The 21,138-nt window shown below is 50.2% G+C and carries 18 protein-coding genes; 13 read left to right on the top strand and 5 right to left on the bottom strand.

Annotation, left to right across the window (positions count from 1 at the left end; genetic code table 11):
* Positions 1–82 precede the first annotated feature (82 nt).
* Entirely contained in the window at positions 83–2,884 is a 2,802-nt protein-coding gene (locus H6F72_RS19950; RefSeq protein WP_190439688.1) for a cation-translocating P-type ATPase, read from the bottom strand.
* Positions 2,885–3,471: 587 nt separating this feature from the next.
* Between H6F72_RS19950 and H6F72_RS19945 the strand changes: the two genes are divergently transcribed.
* On the top strand, positions 3,472–4,656 hold the full coding sequence (locus H6F72_RS19945) for an EAL domain-containing protein (protein ID WP_190439687.1): 1,185 nt from the start codon (positions 3,472–3,474) through the stop codon (positions 4,654–4,656).
* On the opposite strand, the gene H6F72_RS19940 is transcribed toward H6F72_RS19945, so the two are convergent.
* Positions 4,589–5,479: a lipid kinase gene (locus H6F72_RS19940; RefSeq protein ID WP_190439685.1), complete on the bottom strand. Its 891-nt coding sequence runs from the start codon at positions 5,477–5,479 to the stop codon at positions 4,589–4,591. The genes H6F72_RS19945 and H6F72_RS19940 overlap by 68 nt on opposite strands.
* Positions 5,480–5,646: 167 nt before the next feature.
* On the opposite strand from H6F72_RS19940, the gene H6F72_RS19935 reads away from it, so the two are divergent.
* The 3 genes from H6F72_RS19935 (at position 5,647) to hisA (ending at position 9,779) form a co-directional block, all read left to right on the top strand.
* The gene (locus H6F72_RS19935) at positions 5,647–7,344 is read left to right on the top strand and encodes a transglutaminase family protein (RefSeq protein ID WP_190439681.1); all 1,698 of its coding nucleotides are present in this window, start codon (positions 5,647–5,649) and stop codon (positions 7,342–7,344) included.
* Between the two features lie 130 nt (positions 7,345–7,474).
* Positions 7,475–8,821: a GAF domain-containing sensor histidine kinase gene (locus H6F72_RS19930; protein ID WP_190439676.1), complete on the top strand. Its 1,347-nt coding sequence runs from the start codon at positions 7,475–7,477 to the stop codon at positions 8,819–8,821.
* A gap of 184 nt (positions 8,822–9,005) precedes the next feature.
* Positions 9,006–9,779, top strand: a complete 774-nt coding sequence (gene hisA, locus H6F72_RS19925) for a 1-(5-phosphoribosyl)-5-[(5-phosphoribosylamino)methylideneamino]imidazole-4-carboxamide isomerase (protein ID WP_190439673.1) — start codon at positions 9,006–9,008, stop codon at positions 9,777–9,779.
* Between the two features lie 6 nt (positions 9,780–9,785).
* Here hisA and H6F72_RS19920 read toward each other — a convergent pair whose 3' ends face one another.
* On the bottom strand, positions 9,786–10,370 hold the full coding sequence (locus H6F72_RS19920; RefSeq protein WP_190439670.1) for a DUF4303 domain-containing protein: 585 nt from the start codon (positions 10,368–10,370) through the stop codon (positions 9,786–9,788).
* 25 nt (positions 10,371–10,395) lie between these two features.
* Positions 10,396–11,328 carry a TIGR02281 family clan AA aspartic protease gene (locus tag H6F72_RS19915; RefSeq protein ID WP_190439667.1) on the bottom strand — a complete coding sequence of 311 codons (933 nt, stop codon included), beginning with the start codon at positions 11,326–11,328 and terminating at the stop codon, positions 10,396–10,398.
* A 239-nt stretch (positions 11,329–11,567) separates the two neighbouring features.
* On the opposite strand from H6F72_RS19915, the gene H6F72_RS19910 reads away from it, so the two are divergent.
* The 6 genes from H6F72_RS19910 to H6F72_RS19885 all read left to right on the top strand — a co-directional run bounded on the left by H6F72_RS19910 (position 11,568) and on the right by H6F72_RS19885 (position 16,998).
* Positions 11,568–12,533 (top strand): diacylglycerol kinase family protein, encoded by a 966-nt coding sequence (locus tag H6F72_RS19910; RefSeq protein ID WP_348252034.1) that lies wholly within the window; start codon positions 11,568–11,570, stop codon positions 12,531–12,533.
* 127 nt (positions 12,534–12,660) lie between these two features.
* Positions 12,661–13,854, top strand: a complete 1,194-nt coding sequence (carA, locus tag H6F72_RS19905) for a glutamine-hydrolyzing carbamoyl-phosphate synthase small subunit (protein ID WP_190439661.1) — start codon at positions 12,661–12,663, stop codon at positions 13,852–13,854.
* A 131-nt stretch (positions 13,855–13,985) separates the two neighbouring features.
* Positions 13,986–14,354 (top strand): anti-sigma factor antagonist, encoded by a 369-nt coding sequence (locus tag H6F72_RS19900; protein WP_190439908.1) that lies wholly within the window; start codon positions 13,986–13,988, stop codon positions 14,352–14,354.
* A 151-nt stretch (positions 14,355–14,505) separates the two neighbouring features.
* On the top strand, positions 14,506–14,979 hold the full coding sequence (locus H6F72_RS19895; protein WP_190439650.1) for a ribonuclease III domain-containing protein: 474 nt from the start codon (positions 14,506–14,508) through the stop codon (positions 14,977–14,979).
* 88 nt (positions 14,980–15,067) lie between these two features.
* Positions 15,068–16,645 (top strand): 23S rRNA (guanosine(2251)-2'-O)-methyltransferase RlmB, encoded by a 1,578-nt coding sequence (rlmB, locus tag H6F72_RS19890; RefSeq protein ID WP_190439647.1) that lies wholly within the window; start codon positions 15,068–15,070, stop codon positions 16,643–16,645.
* 68 nt (positions 16,646–16,713) lie between these two features.
* Positions 16,714–16,998, top strand: a complete 285-nt coding sequence (locus H6F72_RS19885) for a DUF1816 domain-containing protein (RefSeq protein ID WP_190439644.1) — start codon at positions 16,714–16,716, stop codon at positions 16,996–16,998.
* A gap of 72 nt (positions 16,999–17,070) precedes the next feature.
* Here the strand turns inward: H6F72_RS19885 and H6F72_RS19880 are convergent, their stop codons facing one another.
* Positions 17,071–17,934: an alpha/beta fold hydrolase gene (locus tag H6F72_RS19880; protein WP_190439641.1), complete on the bottom strand. Its 864-nt coding sequence runs from the start codon at positions 17,932–17,934 to the stop codon at positions 17,071–17,073.
* 124 nt (positions 17,935–18,058) lie between these two features.
* On the opposite strand from H6F72_RS19880, the gene gatA reads away from it, so the two are divergent.
* The 3 genes from gatA to H6F72_RS19865 all read left to right on the top strand — a co-directional run bounded on the left by gatA (position 18,059) and on the right by H6F72_RS19865 (position 20,874).
* Positions 18,059–19,519, top strand: a complete 1,461-nt coding sequence (gatA, locus tag H6F72_RS19875) for an Asp-tRNA(Asn)/Glu-tRNA(Gln) amidotransferase subunit GatA (protein ID WP_190439637.1) — start codon at positions 18,059–18,061, stop codon at positions 19,517–19,519.
* 74 nt (positions 19,520–19,593) lie between these two features.
* Positions 19,594–19,863, top strand: a complete 270-nt coding sequence (locus tag H6F72_RS19870) for a hypothetical protein (protein ID WP_190439634.1) — start codon at positions 19,594–19,596, stop codon at positions 19,861–19,863.
* Positions 19,864–19,968: 105 nt separating this feature from the next.
* The gene (locus H6F72_RS19865) at positions 19,969–20,874 is read left to right on the top strand and encodes an alpha/beta hydrolase (RefSeq protein WP_190439631.1); all 906 of its coding nucleotides are present in this window, start codon (positions 19,969–19,971) and stop codon (positions 20,872–20,874) included.
* The last annotated feature ends 264 nt before the right edge of the window (positions 20,875–21,138 follow it).

The raw sequence follows: 21,138 nt of genomic DNA, 5'->3' as shown, positions 1-21,138 counted from the left end.
GGTTTTGCCTACCCAATACCACCCTAGCCAACAACTTTAGCCATTAGACTTTTAGCAATTGGATAGCAATTGGACTGAGCGTTTAACCGCGTCGAGCCGATTGCCAACGGAGAAATAGCTTTTCTAGCTCGATCCAAGTGAACATCAAAGCACTAAAGCCAAAACAAATAGCTAACTCCAAAGGACTTAACCAGAAGGTGTCAAAGAAGTTTTGGAGCGGTGGGACATAGATTAGCAGTAATTGCAGAATCGTTGTCAGCGTCACAGCTCCTAGGAGATACGGATTTGAGAAGGGGTTAAGCTCAATGGTCAAACGCACATTGGAGCGGATGGCGATCGCGTGGCCCATCTGCGCGAGGCAAAGGGTGGTAAACACCATTGTTTTCCAAGTATCAGGTGAGCGATCGTATCCAGGTGCGTGAGTGTAACCGTAGGCCCAAGTCATCAGGGCAATGGTTAGAACGGCAAAAACAATGCCCACTCGGATCATGTAGGAACCCAAACCCCGCGCAAAAATGCTTTCTTGGGGATCGTGGGGAGGCCGATTCATGACGTTGGGTTCTGGGGGTTCAACCGCAAGGGCCAAGGCGGGTAAACCATCCGTCACCAAGTTCATCCACAAGATTTGGAGCGGCGAAAGGGGAACCCCTCCTAGACCAATCAAGGGAGCTGCCGCAATGGTGAGCACTTCGCCAATGTTGCTGCCCAAGATGTACTTGATAAAGCGGCGGATATTGGTATAAACGGTGCGGCCTTCTTCAGTCGCAGCCACGATGGTGGCAAAGTTGTCATCTAGCAGCACCATGTCGCTGGCTTCTTTGCTGACATCAGTACCCGTAATTCCCATGGCGATGCCAATGTCGGCTTGCTTCAGGGCGGGAGCATCGTTGACGCCGTCCCCGGTCATGGCGACGACTCTACCGCGCCGCTTCAGAGCTTGCACAATTTGTAGTTTGTGCTCAGGTGAAACGCGGGCATAAACGCTGACTTGATCGACTTGATCTTCGAGTTCCTGTAAACTCATGCGATCGAGTTCTTGACCACTGACCACGCGATCGCCTGGTTGGGCAATTCCTAGCTCTTGGGCAATGGTTTGGGCGGTCAGTTGGTGGTCACCTGTAATCATCACCACACGGATACCTGCGGCTCGGCAACGCGCAACGGCTTCTTTGGCTTCGGGTCTAGGTGCGTCCAGCATCCCTACTAAACCGAGCCAAATCAATCCTTTTTCGGTGGCTGCATCGGAGCCTTCGGCAGGCAAAGTTGCCAGGGGTTTGTAAGCAAACCCTAAAACGCGCAGACCCCGACCTGCCATTTGGTTGTTCTGGTCTAGCACTTCGGCTCGCTGTTCTGCGTTTAACGGCTCTAAGCGATCGCCCACCTGCATATGGGTGCAGCGTTCCAAAATCAACTCTGGAGACCCCTTGGTAAACATCAGATATTGAATTGGGTCTGCCGCAGTAGCCGTAATGGGTCGGTAATCACTCGCTTCGCAAATCACGCTCATACGCTTACGCTCAGACGAGAAGGGGAACTCGGAAACTCGTGGCAATTTACGAGCCCAAGTTGCCTTGTCAACGCCTGCCTTTGCGCCTAACGTGAGCAACGCTCCTTCGGTGGGATCACCAAAAATGACCCATTGGTCTTTCTCATACTGCAAGGTCGCGTCGTTGCAAAGAATACAAGCAATTAATAAAGTTTGTAGCTCTAAGTATTGCTCTGGGGAAACAGCTTGTTGCTCTAGCTGAAACTCGCCGACTGGATCGTAACCGTTGCCAGAAACCCGGAAAGTATGACGCTCAGTATCGACGAGTTGCACGACCATCTTGTTTTGAGTCAGTGTTCCAGTTTTATCGGAACAGATGGTGGTGACAGAACCGAGGGTTTCCACCGCAGGCAATTTACGAATCAGCGCTTGCCGACGAACCATGCGCTGCGTCCCCAGGGCCAATGTCACCGTGATCACCGCAGGCAAGCCTTCGGGAACCACCGCAACAGCCATACTCAAAGAAACTTCTAGCAATTCTTCAAAGGTGCTAAAGTTTCCGGTTCGTATGACGCCACCAATGACGACTAAAGCCACTAGAACGAGCGAACCACCTACAAGGACGTTCCCCAACTGGGTCATGCGCTCTTGCAAAGGCGTTTCCTGCGCCTCAACAGACTGAAGCATGGTGGCAATGTGGCCCAGCTCAGTCTTCATGCCAGTATTCGTAACTAGCACAGTAGCCCGCCCCTGGACGACCTCAGTGCCCTGGAAGACCAAGTTGAGGCGATCGCCCAAAGGTGTTTCTTCCTGCAAGTGAGTTTCTGCGTGCTTAGTAGCTGGCTGAGCTTCCCCAGTCAAAGCCGATTCTCGGACTTGCAGATTTGATGCTTCTATGAGGCGGCCATCCGCAGACACCTGAACCCCTGCTTCCAGCAGCATGACGTCGCCTGGAACCAACTCTTTTGAGCTGACTTCAACAATTTTGCCATCGCGGATCGCCCGAACCCTAGGAGAGGCCAGACTTTTGAGAGCAGCCAAAGCCTTTTCAGCCCGGCTTTCTTGCACGTAGCCCAAGATAGCGTTCAAAACAACGATCGAGGTAATGGCGATCGCGTCTTTAGGGAAGCTACCAGAACGCAAATCCAAAATGGCAGAGACGACCGCAACACCCATCAGCATCAACAACATGATGTTCTTGAACTGATCCCACAGGATGGCTAAGGTACTGCGGCCCGCAGACTCAACTAGCTCGTTGGGGCCGTACTGTGCTAAGCGCTCTGTCACCTGTTGAGTCGTTAAGCCAGATTCGCGATCGCTTTGAAGAACCTCTAGAGCTTTCTCAGCCTCTAGGGTATGCCAAGCCACAACAGAGTCTGGCGGTGAATCTGAAGCCATGGATAGAGTCACGGGAAATAAAACAACGCCTACAGCACTTAATCATAGTGCTTAAATTTGGTTTCCATCTGCTCCTAGGCTGTTGTAACCGCAATCTGAGCGACTTTGAGCCCGTTCCAGTTCTAGCTCTGTGTTTGCCACGAAACCCTGAGCGATCGGGAATTGGTTGAGCTTGGAGTAACTCGGCTCGTCCCAACATTCAAATTTTTGATAAGTAAATCTTTTAATACCAATTTAATAATTTTAATCCTCAGCCCAATCCTTGTCTAAAAGCATCTAGCCCTAACATTGGGAAAACATAAGTATAAAAAGAGTATAGAAAAATACAGGAATTGAATAAATTGTCAGTAAATAATTACTAAGCTCTAAAGCCAGGAAAGATAATTTCCGTTTAAGTTTTAAAGTAACAGGGCATTCAATTAATTAGCTGAGCAGTAAGACATGAGCTGATACGTTAAGTAATAAATTTGTCTTGATTGCAAAGGCAGACTCAGCATTTTGCGGGATATTATTCAGCTACTTCATCATTCCTTAATGAAACGCCTTTACTTAAAATTTAAGCAGCGATAGAAAAAGGTTCCTTGTTTGTGTCCCCTATTGATACCTCGGTGCTCTCCAATTCCTTTAAGCTGATTATTCAACCTCATAACCCAGAGGTGAAGCAGTGCCTGCATGGCTTAGGGTTTCAAAATCTTCCTAATATTCCTCAACTGCTTTATTTGGCCGTTACCGATCAACAGTTGATCGAAGTTTGCTTGCAAATTGGCCAGACTGTATCCGATGAGAGCCAACTGCTTTCTCGTTGTTTCTTTACGCGATCGCCCTTGAACTCAGAAGGATTACTGATTGAATTTCTCCATGCTCAACCCCTCAGTGCATTGACGGCATCGATTAAATACAGTTGGTTTTTTGAAGTTCTAATTAATCAAACTTTATTTTTCAAATATCAACCTGTTTTTAACTTGTCTTCTGGAAATGTGATTGCGCACGAGTGTTTAGCGAGAGCGACTGGTAAAAATGGAGCGGCTTTTAGTGGTAAGCAGTTGGTAGATGCTGCGCTCTCTAGTCGATGTGTGCATGAGTTTGATGAACTTGCGCGTAAAACTTGTTTAGAAGCGATCGCCAACTTCAATACTGAACAAACCTTTTTTATTAACGTTTTACCGAACGCTATTATTCAAAATCCCCAAGCCTTAGCGCAGAACTTTCAACAAGTTTTTGACTTAGGGTTACGACCTCAGCAAATCGTGTTTGAATTGACGGAAGTAGAAGCTCTACTGGACTGCCCAGAGTTGAGCGAACTCGTTCCTTGGATTCGTGAGCAAGGATTTGGCATTGCCGTGGATGATCTGTGCGGTAATGTTTCGTTTGACCACTACTTTACGGGCTTTTATCCGGACTTAATTAAGCTCGACCGCCAACTGGTGCATGGCTGTAGCCAACATGCCCTCCAGCAAGTGCTAATCAAGAGCTTTCTCCACTCAGCCCACGAACTGGGAATTTTAGTTTTAGCCGAAGGTCTAGAAGATATCGCAGATATAGAATTTTGTCGGGAACTAGGAGTCGATTTTGGTCAAGGCTATGGCTTAGGCATGCCAGAACTCACCTTGCAAGAGCAACCCCTCAACTGGTCAGCGCTTGATCTGCCAGAATTGCTCTCCGGCGATCCCCCAGCCGCTCAAACTACAGAATCGCGTTCCTGGTTTAACTTGTCGGAGTCGGGGAGTTGGGAACCAAAACTGATAGCGCCTTGGGAACGACTCGAAAAGTAGCTGGCGTGTAAGTAGTAATTTCACCATCGGTATTAATCGGACGGGGTCTGCGAGTATGCACTTCAAATTCTTTTCCAGCTAATGCCCGGACCTTAGACGACTTAATGTGCTGCCCGCCTCGCATGGCGGGTAATAGAGGAATAATCTGCCACCAATTTTGAATCTCTAAGCTATACAAATCGAGCCGATTATCATCGATCGCGGCATCTTCCACCACAGTCATGCCCCCACCGTAATAGCGACCATTTCCCACGGCAATTTGTACCGTTTTCACTGGGATAGATTCTCCCCGACAGCGGATTTCGGCCCTAAAGGGTTGAGATTGTCTTACGACCCGAAGGGCAGTCGTTAAGTAAGCGAACACACCCCAACGACGCTTTACTTCTTTAGTCATCTGCTGAGTGATTTGGACGCTAAGGCCAAGGCTGGCAACATTGAAAAAATATTTGCCATTCACCCAACCTAGATCAATCCGTTGCACCCGACCTTCGGCAATAATTTGGCACGCCTGAGCTAAGTCTGTGGGGATGCAGAGTGTCCGAGCTAGGTCATTAGCCGTGCCTAATGGCAAAATCCCAAGCGGTAACTGAGTGTCAACCAAGCCTTCAGTGACGGCATTCATGGTGCCGTCCCCGCCACCTACAATGACTAAATCGACGCGATCGCGGTAGCTACGAATCAAATCAGGTAGCTGCTGAGGATCAGCAGTTGATTCTTCTAGTAAATCTAGCCCCCAACCTTGCAAGTGAGCGATCGCTTGAGTGAGGGCCTCCTGGCCCCGCCGAGCCTGCCGATTGACTAGTAATAGTGCGCGTTGATTCATAAATTGCCAACCATACCTTGAAGATAAATGCTCCGCTGGTGGGCCACCGGGACACAAGTATCTGGAGTACGAGATCAAAATTCCGTCCAGAGAGTATGGCTGGGATACGATCAGCCCGGAGGGCTTTTGTTTATTATGAGGAGGCCATTGCTGGAAAACCTGCAACTATGCCGCTTGAACCGCCCCCTTCTCTCCAACCATTGACTGCTGTAATTGGACCACTCGACCCTTGGTTAAGTACCATTCGTCCCTTTGGCACTTATGCCCTCCAGGGGTTAAGTTTTTGGGAAGACACTTTGCTGGCAGTGGATACAGTCCGGGGATATCTGCTCCAAGTCACTGTGACCAATGGCGACACGCAGATTCTAAACGCACATCACACGGCAGACTTTTTAGATGCGACGGGTTTAGCGGTTCAAGGGGACAAACTTTGGTTTACACGAGGCAGTAGCGTTTACTATTGCACCCTGAGCGATCTGACACCGCAACACTTTGTCACTTTGCCGTACCAGATTGATGGCGTGGCAGTTTGGCAATCCACTGTTTATGTGAGTTCTCAAAAACTCGGTTACATCGTGATTTTTGAGGCGGCTACGGCTCGGCAAATTACCCGATTTCCTACGCCGGGGGTCGGTAGCGAACACCTGACGGTGCGGGACGAAGAACTCTGGGTCAGCGATCGCATTGAGCAAACTGTTTACTGTCTCGATCGCGGCACTGGGGAGATTCGCTTCAGTGTCCTAACCCCCTTCGATCAACCCACAGGTTTGGCTTTTCACCGTCATCCTGCCAATGGCCAAGATATTCTTTATGTCGCTTATGCGGGAGAAGAACCTTATATCCGCGACAACCCCAATGCTGACCCGTCCCATGAACTCGCCATTCGCGATCGCACGTTCATCCATCCCTTGCACTTTCACTATTACGAAGACAAGCGCTATGCCCTCTCCAACGGCTACTTAATTGAAATGTCCTATGTGGAGGAACTGCAACCGCTAGAGGAAGTGCATTTAGAAAACGTGGAGTGGCGGATTGCGCTGCCTGCGGAAACTAATCGGCAAAAGGTGAGGCAGGTGGAACCGATTGGGGTGCCGTTTACAGAAGAACTGCACGATGGGCAACGAGTCGCAGTATTTAAGTTTGCTGCGTTGAAGCCTGGGGAGCGGCGATTATTGGGCTGGAAGGCGCTTTTAGAAGTGTGGAGTATTAAGTATCAGCTTGCTCCGCGTGAAGTAGAGAATGTTCCAGCGTTATCGCCGGAGTTTCAGGCTCGCTACTTAGTGGATGATGATGAGTTGGCAATGGATAAAGCTCCCATTCGTTGGGCTGCTCAAGCCGCAGTCGGCACAGAAACCAATCTGTTGCGCCGAGTTTTGAAGATTCGTAATTATGTTTACGATCGCCTGTCCTATGGCATCAAACCGCATATCGACACTCCCGATGTTGTGCTAGAGCGGGGCATTGGTTCCTGTGGGGAATATGTGGGCTTAATTTTAGCGTTGGCTCGCCTGAATGGAATTGCCTGCCGCACTGTGGGTCGCTACAAGTGCCCACCTTATGCTGAGCGCCAATTTGTCCCTTTAGAACCTGATTTCAATCACGTTTGGATTGAGTTCTACATCCCAGGATTTGGTTGGCTACCAATGGAATCCAACCCAGATGATGTAGTCGATCGCGGCCCCTACCCAACTCGTTTCTTTATGGGCTTGGCTTGGTACCACGCTGAAATGGCGAAAGGTGTTTCGTTTGAAAACGTCAGAGTTCAAGGAGCACCCATAGGCGAATCTTTGGGCGTTTCTCTCGGAGATTTGTCCATTAATCACATCAAGTTCAAAATTCTAGGAGAACTTGCTCCATCTGCGTAAAGGCTACGAAAGCCAGCCGAGAAAGATAAGACATTTATCAATTAGGTTGGGCCACTCTATCGGTAGGGCAAACTGAAGTTGAAGGGGAACCTCACCTCAAAATCTCTTTGCCCTTTCAATTCAGTGCGTTATGACTTCCTTGTCCTCGAAGCAAATTGTCTTAGAAGATATTCTGATCACGCACAGGTTGTTGGGGCCAGTCTCCAGATTGCCAAACTTTCAGGCAGAGAATGCGGCTCTCCACAGCTTAGCCAGACAAATGGTGGACCAGCCTGCCACTATGCTGAGACAACTAGTTCAAATGGCTCTGAAGCTTTGCCACGCCGGAACAGCAGGGGTGAGTTTGCTGGAGACCACCGAGACTGGTGAAGTTATTTTTCGTTGGACATGTTTGGCAGGAGGCTTAGCGGCTTACGAGCAAGGATCAACTCCTTGTCACTTTAGCCCTTGCGGCACTTGCATAGATCGAGGTGCGCCCCAGCTATATTCCTATCCTGAACAATATTTCACCTACTTTCAGCAAGCTAAACCGACCATTGTTGAAGGATTGGTGATTCCGCTGCTAGCCCAGGGACAACCTTTAGGCACGATTTGGATTGTTTCCCATGATGAGCACTGCCACTTTGATGCCGAAGATGTGCGAGTCATGACCAGCTTGGCAGACTTTACAGCTGCTGCTTTATGCAATTCTCAAGCTCGCTATATTGCCGAAGCCGCTGCGGCTCAAGAGCAAGCCGCTCGGTCTGAGGCCGAAATGGCAAACCGAACCAAGGATGATTTTTTGTCCACCGTCTCTCACGAACTGCGCACCCCCATGACCAACATCAAAATGGCAATTCAGATGTTGAAGGTGGCCAAACATGCAGAGCAACGCGATCGCTACATGCAAATCTTGAGCAAAGAGTGCGATCGCGAAATCGAACTCATCAACGATCTACTAGACTTTCAGCGGTTGGAAGCGGGTGCTGTCTCGGTAGAGTTAGAAAGTTTGCGGCTACAAGACTGGCTCCCCTCCATCCTGGAGCCCTTTCAAGAACGAGCTAAAGAACGCCAACAAAATTTGCAGCTAGACATCCCGGCGGATCTCCCACCCTTGCTCTCAATGGAGAATGGTTTAGAGCGCATTGTGGCAGAACTGCTAAATAACGCTTGCAAATATACTCCAATGGGAGGCGAGATCGTCGTTAGCGCAAGGGCGATCGCTTTAGCTTCTAGATTTGAGAAGTCAGATCAAATCGAACTCACGATTCAAAACTCTGGTTGTGAAATTCCTGAGCCTGCCTTAGCTCACATCTTTGAGAAGTTCTATCGAGTCCCCAGCCATGGCCCCTGGAAACAGGGAGGCACAGGTTTGGGTCTAGCTTTAGTCGAGAAGCTGGTAGAACTGCTCAAAGGACAGATTAAAGTTGAAAGTCAGGCAACTCAAGTCGTTTTTAGAGTGACGCTGCCAGGACAAGAGTTGGGTGAGATGAACTGAGTAAGTTGGTGTATTGGAAGCACTTGTTTGATTCTTAGCCGCAAATCGAAACTCAGGTCGTGGCTTGGAGTCTGTGGCCTTGCTCCTGAATGAGAACAAACCTGCTTCAATGAGAACTGGGTAGCGCGATCGCAAACCTGAGTTGTAGCAAGTTTGGTGTTTACGGTTAAGGGATAGTGAAGTCATGGATGTGATTCCAGCTATTGATCTGCTAGAAGGTCGCTGTGTCCGGTTGTACCAGGGTGACTACGCCCAATCACAAGTGTTTGATGAAAATCCGGTGGCAGTCGCGCGGCAGTGGGCGGAACAAGGCGCACCTCGATTGCACTTGGTTGATTTAGATGGAGCCAAGGCTGGACATCCGGTGAATTTGCCAGTGATTGAGGCAATTGTGCGAGCGGTGGATGTGCCAGTTCAAGTGGGGGGCGGTTTGCGCGATCGCCAAAGTGTCGCTAATCTCCTAGCAACAGGAGTGCAACGCGCTATTTTGGGCACCGTGGCCGTGGAGCAGCCGGATCTAGTAGCGCAGCTCTGCCAAGAATTTCCTAGTCAGATTGTGGTGGGGATTGATGCCCGCAATGGCAAGGTAGCCACACGAGGTTGGCTGGAAACCTCGGAAGTGTTAGCTACAGAGTTGGCGCAGCGTATGGCCCAACTCGGCGCAGCCGCAATTATCTACACCGATATTCACCGCGACGGCACGCTGCAAGGCCCCAATCTAGACGCACTCCGAGAATTAGCCAATGCGATCGCCATCCCAGTCATTGCGTCGGGTGGAGTCAGCTCTGTCACCGATTTACTGAGTTTGCTGGGGCTAGAACCCTCCGGGGTGACAGGGGCGATCGTCGGTCGAGCGATTTACACCGGAGACGTAGATCTGAAAGAAGCCCTGCGAGCCGTGGGCCAAGGTCGCTGGCAGGATGTTCCTCCTGATTTCGGCACTTCCGCTTTTGCCTAGTTTTGTCTAACGAGCTTTTTGGAAAAACACAGTTTGGCCTTGGTGTAATTCCACAGCGAAGCGATCGCAAGCTTTTGGGCTGTTCAGGTAGCGGGCTTCTTGTAAGAGTTGTGCCTGAGTTTGGTCGTTCTTGAACAAATTGAGCAGAAGAGCTTCACGCACGTTACCGGTGTCGAAAACGGCTTGGCGATCGAGCTGTGCTAGAGCTTCACGGCAAACCTGAAACACCTTTTGAGCTTCTAGAAGGTATCGGCAATCTGCTTCAGACCAAGTACTTTCTAGAAGGTCTTCTACCTCAGCATAAAATTCTTGGCCTTGAGCATGGTAGGTCCAGTCCCAGGGCGACCAGCGTAAACTTTGTTGATACAAGTTGCTCGGCTTGCCGTACTTATGAGCATACTCTTGGGCTAGCCGAGTCAGCCCTGCTTCTGTGTTGGCAGTGGGTGTAATGAAAGTGCCTTCCCGGCAAATGTAGAGGCCGAAAACATAGAGAGACTCAGCTTCAGCAACTGCTTTGGTTTGGGCAAATGCTTCAGCTGTGGCAGAAATCAAAGCCTCTTTCAGCTTTGCGTAATCGAAATTCAGTTGCATACAAACTCAGTACAGTAGGATCGCGTTATCGGACTCGAAATTCCACCACGTCGCGCCGAATCGTGACATCAAAGTTGCCAAAGAAATCGTGACCGAGCAATCCAGTATCTAAGTCAGGCCCCGCGATCGCAACTGATACATTGCTGGCGACTGCCCCATCTACTTCAATCGAATCGACAAAGCCGACGGGAATTTCTACTCCTTTTTGGCTGGCTGTGTCTACCAAGGCTTTGGTAACGGGTTTGACACCCATAGCAGCTGCCATTTGCTGCGTAATCAAGGTACCGCTCGCGCCTGTGTCTACAATCATCTCAAAGGTTTGATTGCCGTTAAAGGTGACATCAATGACGGGAGTACCGCCTTCTCGGCGCTTGATGGGAGCCTCAAAAACTCGTTCGCGCCTAGGTGCAGGTTGAGCCGGTCGGGTGGCGACATTGGAGCGTGATGCCTCTAAGGGTTGTGGGATCGGGGGAGGCGCTAAAGCAATCACGCTCTCAGCCGGAGGCTCGGTAGCCCCATCTGGCTTGCTGACTTGTTTCTTGGCGTACGTGAGTTGCTGTTGATACTCGCTAATTTTTTCTTTAACTAGCAATTGGTAAGGGCTGGAATTTGGCACCTGTTTGAGGAAGGCGATCGCTTCTTGCCACTGGCTCACCACTAACTTCCAGTCATCTTGGGATTGCGCGGAGGCTCCAATGCTAGCAGCACTGGCAGCGCGATCGAGCGCAAACTCAAAGGGGTCCAGTTCTGGAGTAGGTGGAGACGCAGGCTCTTCAATCACTACAGGTGAGGGATCAATCGGTAATTCAGCCACTGGCGCAGGACTCGAAGTAGGCGTGGGAGCAGACAGACTCTGCGCCGAAGGCTTGATCGAGGAGCCGCTGCAACCTGTACTAGCCAGCGTTAAGACACCCGACACAATCAGCAAAATCGCTCTCGACGGAAAAAGCTTTGGCATAGGAAGGCAAACAACTGCCGTGGGATGGTTTAAAGTCTACAAGCTAGATATTTTTAGTTTTCACTCTTCTACTTTAAACTCACCGACCCCAGCTGAGATTCCGTACAGGGCGATCGCCAGCTTAAAAGACGGTTGGCTTGTTTAGTCAATTGAGCGGCACCAAGCTGGAATCAGCTAGGTTTAGTTTAGACACTGAATAAGTTGATATTGATTCACAACATCCAAGTGGGGCCAAGCCAGTGAAGCGTGCAAGTTTGATCATGAATCCGGTTTCCGGTACGGATGAGCCTAACCCCATGAAGCTGCCCGATATCATTGCTGCCTTGGAGACAGAAGATATTCGAGCTGATCTCGCATTTACCAAGCCAGATGAATCTCCGGCGCTGCTGGCCCAACGAGCCGTAGAAGAAGGATATGACATGGTGATTGTGGGGGGTGGAGATGGCACGGTCAGTGAAGTCGCAAAAGGGCTGATTCACGCTCCAATTCCGCTGGGCATTGTTCCCATTGGCACCTATAACAACATTGCTCGTAGCCTCAGCATACCGACCGATCTGGCTCAAGCCTGTCAAGTGATCGCCCAAGGGCAAATCAAAAGTATTGATGTTGGACAAGCCAACAACGACGCTGAGCACTACTTTTTTGAGGCCGCTGGGGTAGGGCTAGATGCAGCTCTCTTTCCTTTAGGGGAAGAAGTGAAAGATGGGCAATGGGGACGAACGCTGCAAGCTGTCCGCTTAGCCATCAGTTATCAACCTCAGCGCTTGAAAATTGAGTTAGATCGTCCCTTGGCAAACGCGACGACACGCACCTCCCTGCGTCAACGATTTTTGCGCCGTCAACTCGCAACTCGCAGCGAATTTCAGCTCCAAGCTCTGCTAGTTGTGATTGCCAATGGTCCCTATTATGGAACCGGATTTACGGTGGCTCCTGATGCACTGATGGATGATGGGCTGCTGACTGTCAGCGTTTATCGCAAGTTCAGCAAATGGGAACTAGTGCGTCATTTTTGGTCTATTAGTCGAGGTCAGTACCACTACAACCCCAAAATTGAAACTTACCAAGTGGCAAAGGTGCGTCTTAGTTCACCTACCAAGCTGCCTTTTCATATTGATGGGCATCAAATTGGTGAGTTGCCTGTGACATTCCAAGTTGTACACCAGGCTCTGAAAGTGCTCGTTCCAGCAGAGACAAGTTCGCCCTAATGTGCTCCTACTGGGCCAGCCGGATTCGGCAGTTTTCGATACGACACTTACAATTGGGCATGGGATAATAGCGTCCGGCAAGTAGTTTTCAAATATCAGTTTCCAAGGTCCTCCTATCTAGACTTCTATGGCTCTTTCTGCCCCTCAACCTGCTCTTTTAGTTCTTGCGGATGGTTCAGTTTACCGGGGGTGGTCTTTTGGTGCGCCTGGGACCACCATTGGCGAAGTTGTGTTCAACACAGGAATGACGGGTTATCAGGAGGTTTTGACTGATCCCAGCTATTGCGGTCAAATTGTTACCTTCACTTATCCTGAGTTGGGAAATACTGGCGTAAACCCTGAAGATGATGAATCTGCACGGCCTCAGGTACGAGGGGCGATCGCTCGCAATATTTGCCCACGTCCTAGCAATTGGCGATCGACCCAATCTTTATCGGACTACCTGAAGCAACACAACATTCCAGGCATTTACGGCATTGATACCCGCGCCCTGACGCGTAAGCTTCGCTCTGCTGGAGCCATGAATGGGGCAATCTCGACCGAAATTCTTGATCCCACAGAACTGCTGGAGCAGGTGCAAAATGCACCCAGTATGGCTGGTCTCAACTTAGTCCAGGAAGTAACGACCTCAACGATTTACGAATGGTCTGACCCCACCGATTCCGTGTGGGAGTTCAGCCCCACCGCTCAGAACGATGAGAGCGGCTCTAATTTGTTAACCGTGGTGGCGCTGGACTTTGGGATTAAGCGCAATATTTTGCGTCGTTTGGCTAGTTACGGTTGCCGCGTCCTTGTGGTTCCAGCCGACACGCCTCCAGACGAAATCATGAAATACAATCCAGACGGGATTTTTCTCTCGAATGGACCCGGTGACCCGGCGGCAGTAACCGAAGGTATTGCCACGACCAAGGCACTCTTGACCAGCCAAAAACCCATCTTCGGCATTTGTATGGGCCACCAGATTTTAGGGTTGTCGTTGGGGGCAGAAACCTTCAAGCTCAAGTTTGGTCATCGAGGACTCAATCAACCTGCTGGATTAAAGCAGCGAATTGAGATCACCAGCCAAAATCATGGCTTCGCGATCGCGCCAGAATCCCTGCCTGATGCAGATGTGGAGATCACCCACCTCAACCTCAACGATCGCACGGTAGCAGGCTTGCGGCACAAATCCCTGCCTTTGTTCTCAGTGCAATATCACCCGGAAGCCAGCCCTGGGCCGCATGACGCAGATTATTTGTTTGAAAACTTTGTACAGGCCATGCGAGCTGCCAAAACTAATGGCGATCGCCCTACAGCCGTCGCCACCGAAGCAACGTCCTAAAAAACTTAAAGTTGCAAACTTGAGGTTACAGGCATGGAGCTAAGGATTATACTGGCATGAGTTGTCCTGAAAACTGGCTAAAGTGTATACTGGAGCCTCGAATTATGGACATTTTTTGTTAGGAGGGATTTATTCCTGAGCCACTCACCCTGACCGTTAGCCTTAGAGGCACACGCGAAGTCAGAGATAATTGCCAACTCTTCCGTCTGACGGGTCTGTTAGATGCATTTTCTGAACCTACCTTTCGTAAGGTGCTCACAAAATGCGTCGAAGAAGGCCCCAAGCATGTCATTTTGGATCTTTCCCATATCGACTTTGTTGATAGTTCTGGACTGGGTGCGCTGGTGCAGCTAGCCAAAAAGGCGCAAGCCGCTGAGGGAACCTTGCAGATTGTCACTAATCCTCGAGTGACCCAAACTGTGAAGCTAGTTCGTTTAGAGCAATTCTTAGCTCTGCAAACTTCAGTCGATGTGGCCTTAGAGAACGTCAAGTCAGCTTGACTCATGCAAAAGTCGCGCCATCAAGCTATCCAGGCTTAACTGGATAGCTTGTCATTCTGCAAAAATGGCAAGACTGTAGCGAATTAATCGACTGACCTATGATGGAAAATAACGGTTCTGTGGGATCTAGCTGACAAGGTAAGAGCTGTCTGTGAAAGCAGAAGAAGATTGCTTAGAAATTTCGGATACACAGGCAGCTCAAGACCTGGCTAGCCCAGCTAATTTTCTGCCCACTATCACTCTGCCCACGGCTCAGTTGCAGACGATTTCACCTGGTGCGTTGGCTTACTTGGGAGATGCAGTTTATGAATTGTATATCCGCTCCCAGTACCTGCTTCCTCCCAAGCGACTGCAAAGCTATCATCAGCAAGTTGTGGCGCAAGTCAGAGCTGAAAGCCAGGCTCACCATCTGCGATCGCTAGAGTCTTTGTTGACCGGCGAAGAGTTGGAAATTCTGAGACGAGGACGTAACGCCGCTTCTAGCCGCTCTAAGCGAGTGAATCCAGAAATCTATCAGCAGGCGACTAGTCTAGAAGCTTTAATGGGCTATCTATACCTAACCAATCCCCAGCGTTTGGCTTACTTATTGGCCCAACTGAAACTAGACCCAACGCTAGAGGAGTAGCTACCTCCTGGTCAACATAATGAGCCTCAGACCAGTGGGGACTTGAAGGCTCCGGGATATAAATTTTTCGAATTATTGAGAGAATAATATGGCCGCCAAGAAGAATTACTCTAAAGACCGCGGTAGAGCCGCTGAAGGCAAAGGGTCTCAATCGCAAGGTCAGTCAGGAGACCGCCAAGGCCGCCCCATCCCAAAGGATGCATCTCGCAGCTCAAGTCCTCGTCTGCGCACAAAATCTGCTAAGGAGCGCCCCTCCGGGAAGGGAACCGATTATAGAGGGGGAGAATACCGAGGCAGCGACCGGAGGGGGGCAGGTGACGGAGAGCCTAGAGTCAGGCCTACTGCAAACACAGGAGACTTTCAGGCTCCTCGGCAGCGCTCAGATAAACCCACTCGTAACTTTGATAAGCGGGAACGCACCTCTGAGAGCCGCGATCGCAGTTTTGGAGAGCGCGATCGCAATTCTGGTCGTCCCGAAGGGCGGGAGCGTAACTTTGGCCCCCGTGAACGCAGTTTTGAGCCGCGTGACCGGGGTTCGGAAGGGCGGGAACGCAGCCCTGAGACTCGTGGCCGTAGCTTTGGAGAGCGCGATCGCAGTTCTAGTTCTGAAGGCCGCAGTGAAGGCCGCGATCGGAGTTTCGGTCGTCCTGAAGGACGGGAGCGTAACTTTGGGGGTCGTGACCGCAGCTTTGAGGGTCACGGTGGCTCAGAAGGTCGGGGTCGCAGTTTTGAAGGGCGGAGTGAAGGTCGCGATCGCAAGTTTGAGGGGCGGAGTGAAGGACGGGATCGAGGGCAGGAAAACCGCGATCGCCGTTTTGACGAGACTTCCACCAAACCTGCTGGCGAGTCCGAAGAAAGCGACTTGATCTATGGTCGTCATCCGGTGCTAACAGCCTTAGAAAACCAACATCCGCTCAATCGGATCTGGATTACTCCCCGACTGCGTTACGACCCCCGGTTTCATACCGTGCTGCTGCAAGCCAGAGCCAATGGCACTGTCATTGACGAAGTGGAGCCGCAACGCCTCAGCTACATTGCACCAGGTGCAAATCATCAAGGTGTGATTGCTCAGGTTGCACCCTATGAATATGCTGATTTGGGCGATTTGATTGCCCAAGCTCAAGCGGCAACGAGTCAGCCCTTAATCATTGTGGCGGATGGGATCACCGACCCCCACAACTTAGGAGCTATTATTCGGACTGCTGAAGCGTTAGGAGCCCAGGGCTTGGTGATCCCACAACGACGAGCTTCGGGGATTACATCCGTTGTGAAGAAAGTAGCCGCAGGGGCTTTAGAAACATTTCCTGTTTCTAGGGTCGTTAATCTGACCCGCGCTTTAGAAGAACTCAAGACTGCCGGATTCTGGATTTACGGTACTGCTGCGGGAGCGAGCGAGCCAGTCCCCACGGTGAAGTTTTCTGGCCCGATTGTGCTGGTCATTGGTTCCGAAGGGGAAGGTTTAAGCTTAACGGTACAGCGCTGCTGTGATGTTTTAGTCTCCATTCCGTTAAGCGGCAAGACTCCCAGCCTCAATGCTTCCGTTGCCACAGGAATGGTACTTTATGAAATTTACCGACAGCGGCATGGCACCTCCTTTGATTTTGCCAACATGCCTAACAAAGAAGGAATTGAAAAAAGAAATGCAACAGAGTATAACAAAGTGTGAATAATAACGACAGTAAAAGCCTGCGTAGCACCCCGTAAAACGTTGGTAATCGGCACAGAAAAAGAATCATGAAAGAAGTTTTGGTCAGTTTTCTCGAGACTCTTGGGCTCGCTTTTTGGGTTGAGATTGTTACTGATAGGCCTCGGTGTACTTACTACTTTGGGCCATTCCTCAGTTCTCAAGAAGCTCAAGTTGCCAAATCTGGTTACGTTGAGGATTTGGAGCAAGAAGGCGCTCAAGGGATTCGAGTCACAGTAAAGCGCTGCAAAACCCCTGCCGACCTAACAATCGCGGATGATTTGGAGGTAAAAATGCCTCTGGGAAAGTCTCGGATTCTTAGTGGGCAATTTTAGTAGTGTGAGTTGTCACGCTCAAAATTGCCTTTAAACCTGTGGCTACCCTTGAGGTTCGCTAAGAAAACCAACCTAATTTGATTTCATCACTTCTGGATGGAGAGCTAGCCACCGATCAATATCTTTTACGACTTGATCGGGGATCTCCCAAGGAAATAGGTGAGCTGTGTTTGGGTAGCAATGCCATTGACTGTTCTGGAGGTGCTGAGCAGTTTCCCAACTAGATTGAGCCGTGATGTGGCGATCTTCGGCACCCGCTAAGACTAAGCTGGGACAAGTAATTTGAGCGAGATCCGCTAGGCGGTTATAGTCTTTTCTCAAAGCGACTGTCAGAGCTTGGGTGGCTTCTCGGGAGGTGCGGAGGTAGGCAATTAGTGCCTCATCGGCTAAATACTGGTAGGCGATCGCGGTGTGCTGCTGAATCAGGTAGCGGTAGAGCGATCGCTTACCAAATGCCTCAATATTCCACTGCCAACCCGGGGAAAGGCGATTGATCATCGATGCTAACCCCGTATAAAAATTGTCCTGCCAAGTGATGGGCGGATGGCTACCGCGTGGGCGAGCGGCTGTCGCGACTAAAATTAAGCCGCTGACTCGTTGGGGAAATTTTAGGGCCAGTTCCATCGCCAAAATGCCACCTAGCGACCAACCCAAAACTAAGCAACGCGAAACTTGATAGCGATCGAGCACCGCTTCTAAATCCAGTAGATGATCTTCCATCTGAAATGCTTGCTGAGCAGGGCTGTTGCCATAACCCCGTAAATCTGGCGCAATGGTCTGGAAACGCTGGGATAAATGATTGGTAAACACTGACAAACTACTGCCTGACCCAGGATGGCCGTGCAGACAAAGAATGGGAAACCCTTTCCCTTGGCTCTGCACATGCAAACGAGCAGCTTGAGCAGCGCGATCGAAACTCGAATTTTGCGATTGCATCTTAACCCTTAATTTCTCAATTTCTATAGTGGCTGACCAGAACTTTATTCGCCTAAACGGATAAGGTGTATTTGCAGAAACGTATACTAAAGTTTTGGACTTTGAGTCAGGAAGAGGTCGCTGCATGGCATCCATCCGCGAGTTGCATCAACAGCTTGTCAGCAAAGAGCGCTCGGCTGTGGAAATTACCCAAGAAGCTCTAGAGCGTATTCAAGCCCTAGAGCCGAAATTGCATAGCTTTCTGTGCGTCACGGCAGATCGGGCGCTAGAGCAAGCACGGCAAGTCGATGCCAAAATTGCGGCAGGGGAAGAAATCGGACTGTTAGCAGGTATCCCTGTAGGGATTAAGGACAATCTCTGTACGCAGGGTATTCCCACGACCTGCGGTTCGCGAATTTTAGAAAACTTTGTGCCGCCCTACGAGTCCACAGTGACCCAGAAGCTAGCTGCCGCTGGAGCTGTGATGGTGGGTAAAACTAACTTGGACGAGTTTGCGATGGGTAGCTCCACCGAGAACTCAGCGTATCAAGTCACCGCGAATCCTTGGGATCTAGAGCGTGTGCCTGGTGGCTCCTCTGGTGGCTCGGCGGCGGCGGTTGCGGCTAGAGAGTGCGTAGTCGCTTTGGGATCAGACACCGGCGGATCAATTCGGCAACCCGCTTCCTTCTGCGGTGTGGTGGGTCTGAAGCCAACTTATGGCTTGGTTTCGCGCTATGGTTTGGTGGCTTATGCTTCTTCGTTGGATCAAATTGGGCCGTTTGGTCGCAGTGTCGAAGATGCGGCAGTGTTGTTGCAGGCGATCGCGGGCTACGATGCCAAAGACTCGACCAGCCTTAACGTAGAAATCCCGGACTACTCGAAATTTCTCAAGCCTGATCTCAAACCCAGAGGTCGGCGCAAAATTGGGGTAATTCAAGAAACCTTTGGCGAAGGGCTTGATCCGGTCGTAGAAGCCGCAGTCACCAAAGCGATTCAACAACTTCAGGATTTGGGCGCGGAAATTCAAGTAATTTCTTGTCCTAGCTTCCGCTACGGTTTGCCGACTTATTACATCATTGCGCCCTCTGAAGCTTCGGCTAATTTGGCTCGCTATGATGGCGTGAAATATGGCTTCCGCTCGGAAGACCCTGATAACATCCTGGCGATGTATACCAAGACCCGCGCTCAAGGGTTTGGCTCTGAGGTGAAGCGGCGGATCATGATTGGCACCTATGCTTTGTCTGCTGGATACTACGACGCTTATTACCTGAAGGCCCAAAAAGTTCGGACTTTGATCAAGCAAGACTTCGAGCGAGCCTTTGAACAAGTGGATCTGTTAGTCTGTCCCACTGCCCCTTCTACGGCATTTAAGGCAGGTGAGAAAACGGCTGATCCGTTAAGCATGTATCTGTCTGACTTGATGACCATTCCGGTGAACTTAGCGGGCTTACCAGGCTTGAGCGTTCCCTGTGGCTTTGATGACAAAGGCATGCCCATTGGTCTACAGATGATCAGCAATGTGCTGCGGGAAGATATCTTGTTCCAGGTTGCCTATGCCTATGAGCAATCTACGCCTTGGCACGAGCAATTGCCCTATATGGGTTAACTCTGTTTTCTCTCTAAAGATCCATTAGTGAACATTGAGAGTCTAGTTATTATGCCTTCAGTCTTCCTGTAGGGATGACGCAATTTCTAGACTCTAAGGCAGGATGTATGAACTTAGGCTTATTTTGGCAATTCTCCTCCCTGACGCTAGCTTTAGTGGGTGCTGCTCACGCGATCGCCCCGAGCGCTCAAGCTCATCATGATCCGATCCACTCTGCTGAAGAAACAGTGACTCGTACAGTTGCGAGTCCTGACACCACAATGCCTCTGGCGCTAGGAAGCAGCTTGTTACTAGGAGTCGCGGCAGCAGGCTCTTACTATGTGTTCAAGCGGCGCTCTATTTAGCTGGAGTGGCACTTAGCTAAAGTGATACAGAGAATGGCGCTAGTCAGTAACAACTTCAACGGGAGTTACGGCTAGCGCTATTCATTGGCTCTGGAATTGAAACTTATGCCCACGCTGGTTTTGCTGTTCAAACTCTTGCTGAAGTTACTGCTGGTCTTGGGAGGCGGGCTGGCGATCGCCTATTTAGCAGCTTGTGTCTTCCTGCTATTTCGGCAAAATCGGTTTATCTTCTTTCCTGCTCCCGTTAGCGAAACCACACCCGCAGTTGTCAATCTGGTTTATCAAGATATCTGGATACCCATCACCACTCCTACAGGCAAAGCCGAGCGCTTACATGGATGGTGGATGCCCCCTACAGAGCCAGAACAAGGCGTGATTTTGTATGTGCATGGCAATGGGGCGAATGTGGGAGCCACTGTATCTCAATCCCAGCGGTTTCATCAGCTAGGGCTATCTGTCTTTGTGTTTGACTACCGAGGATATGGTCGCAGTGAGGGCAGTTTCCCTACTGAAGCGCAGGTTTATGCAGATACACAAGCTGCGTGGAACTATTTAACTCAAGTCCGGGAGATTCCACCGGAACAGATTTTTCTTTATGGTCATTCCTTAGGTGGGGCGATCGCGATTGACTTAGCCATCAAGCAGCCTGAAGTCGCTGGGCTGATCGTGGAAAGTAGCTTTACTTCCATGCGCCGGATGGTCGATGTTCGAGGTGGATTTGGTCTATTTCCAGCGGATCTGTTGTTGACGCAGAAGTTTAACTCCTTGGAAAAGGTGCGATCGCTGAAGACACCTGTGTTGTTCATCCACGGTACTTTGGATTTGACAGTCCCCGCAGAAATGAGCCGCACTTTATTTCAGGCAGCGCCAGAACCTAAGCAACTTTTATTGGTGGAGGATGCGGGACACAATGATGTCGCTGCCATTGGTGAGGGCCGCTATCTTCAAGTGATTCAACAATTTGTGGAGCAGGTGCAGACCAGACAGAAGCAAACCGCTGTTTCTCAGTGATCGAGCAATGAGGCCTTAAGCCAGCGATCGCCTGAGGTGGCGAGGTAGCAGGGCTTTGCGGAGAACTGTATACCCAAGCTACTTAGTTGTGAAATGTTGTTTTGAACGATATCAACCTTGATCTCCCTGATTTGTTCGTCTGGGAAAGTCGGAATAAAGTCAGATAAACCGTAAATTTGCGGATAAGCTTATTGAGGGGTGCGGAAACGGCTAGTACGCCTGGTGAGCGTGCTAAATGTCATTTATTCACTGAAAGCCAAGATT

It is taken from the genome of Trichocoleus sp. FACHB-46, assembly GCF_014695385.1.
Taxonomy (GTDB): domain Bacteria; phylum Cyanobacteriota; class Cyanobacteriia; order FACHB-46; family FACHB-46; genus Trichocoleus.
This window is presented reverse-complemented; position numbering and strand designations above follow the sequence as displayed.

Coding starts and splice junctions, on each gene's coding strand:
- H6F72_RS19950 (WP_190439688.1), bottom strand. CDS start 2,884: ATGGCTTCAGATTCACCGCCAGACTCTGTTGTGGCTTGGCATACCCTA.
- H6F72_RS19940 (WP_190439685.1), bottom strand. CDS start 5,479: ATGAATCAACGCGCACTATTACTAGTCAATCGGCAGGCTCGGCGGGGC.
- H6F72_RS19935 (WP_190439681.1), top strand. CDS start 5,647: ATGCCGCTTGAACCGCCCCCTTCTCTCCAACCATTGACTGCTGTAATT.
- H6F72_RS19930 (WP_190439676.1), top strand. CDS start 7,475: ATGACTTCCTTGTCCTCGAAGCAAATTGTCTTAGAAGATATTCTGATC.
- hisA (WP_190439673.1), top strand. CDS start 9,006: ATGGATGTGATTCCAGCTATTGATCTGCTAGAAGGTCGCTGTGTCCGG.
- H6F72_RS19920 (WP_190439670.1), bottom strand. CDS start 10,370: ATGCAACTGAATTTCGATTACGCAAAGCTGAAAGAGGCTTTGATTTCT.
- H6F72_RS19915 (WP_190439667.1), bottom strand. CDS start 11,328: ATGCCAAAGCTTTTTCCGTCGAGAGCGATTTTGCTGATTGTGTCGGGT.
- carA (WP_190439661.1), top strand. CDS start 12,661: ATGGCTCTTTCTGCCCCTCAACCTGCTCTTTTAGTTCTTGCGGATGGT.
- rlmB (WP_190439647.1), top strand. CDS start 15,068: ATGGCCGCCAAGAAGAATTACTCTAAAGACCGCGGTAGAGCCGCTGAA.
- H6F72_RS19885 (WP_190439644.1), top strand. CDS start 16,714: ATGAAAGAAGTTTTGGTCAGTTTTCTCGAGACTCTTGGGCTCGCTTTT.
- H6F72_RS19880 (WP_190439641.1), bottom strand. CDS start 17,934: ATGCAATCGCAAAATTCGAGTTTCGATCGCGCTGCTCAAGCTGCTCGT.
- gatA (WP_190439637.1), top strand. CDS start 18,059: ATGGCATCCATCCGCGAGTTGCATCAACAGCTTGTCAGCAAAGAGCGC.
- H6F72_RS19870 (WP_190439634.1), top strand. CDS start 19,594: ATGACGCAATTTCTAGACTCTAAGGCAGGATGTATGAACTTAGGCTTA.
- H6F72_RS19865 (WP_190439631.1), top strand. CDS start 19,969: ATGCCCACGCTGGTTTTGCTGTTCAAACTCTTGCTGAAGTTACTGCTG.